The organism is Polaromonas sp. P1_E3 (assembly GCF_056405935.1).
Genome location: NZ_JBFUBD010000774.1, coordinates 1 through 724, shown reverse-complemented (window position 1 = coordinate 724; position 724 = coordinate 1). Strand labels below are relative to the sequence as shown.

Annotated in this window: 2 protein-coding genes; both read right to left on the bottom strand. The window is 59.1% G+C overall.

Annotated features, from left to right (window positions below):
- The coding region (locus AC1D0Z_RS23460; protein ID WP_477660519.1) for an L-histidine N(alpha)-methyltransferase at positions 1-179 on the bottom strand (179 nt) is incomplete at its 3' end.
- Between the two features lie 305 nt (positions 180-484).
- A partial coding sequence (locus AC1D0Z_RS23455; protein ID WP_477660518.1) for an N-acetyltransferase family protein occupies positions 485-724 on the bottom strand: 240 nt, incomplete at its 5' end.

The following is a 724-nucleotide window of genomic DNA, read 5'->3' as shown; positions in this document are numbered from 1 at the left end:
GCCTCGGTGCGKGTTGGGTAGTACTCCTCCAGGCCCGTAATGGCCTCGAAAAGTTTCGAGCCCAGCTCGTTGTAAAAGAATTTGGGGCTGATGGTGGCCGAGGGTTCAAGCAAACCCTCTTCCAGCTCCTGCGCCACATTTTGGGTCTGGCCCAGCTGTGATTCGTTGTAGAGGTTGATGAACTGCGGCGATGCCGTTGGCAGGGCCTCCACGAGGCCGGGAAATTTGAGGGGCAGGTTCACGTTGGATCAGCCAGTTAAGTGATATCGACAGATTTAAAAGCAGATAGCGAAACGCCTTTGTAGGACTGAACCGCTTTGGGTGCAAGCGCTGTCGGCCAAATGCTGTCCTATATAAGGTTCTTTTGGACTGCCGCTGGGCTGAGCGCGGTTTTCACCGCCATCTGCACTTCCTGTGTCACTTGGTCGCTGAATGCTGCCATTTCTTACAAAAGCCGGGCCCGTACCGGTATTGCACGACCGGCTCAGGGCGTTGGCTGAACCTGGCTTGTTTCCCCCTGCGCGAAGTGCTGCAGGGTTTCACCGGCCATGCGGTAGCGCACCCATTCAGCTTGCGGTTTGGCGCCCAGCGACTGGTAGAACTGGATGGCCGGCTCGTTCCAGTCCAGCACGCTCCATTCAAGCCGTCCACAGCCGCTGTCGAAGGCCAGCCTGGCCAGGTGCCGCAACAGCCGCTTGCCGGCCCCGCTGCCCCGGTGTTGGGG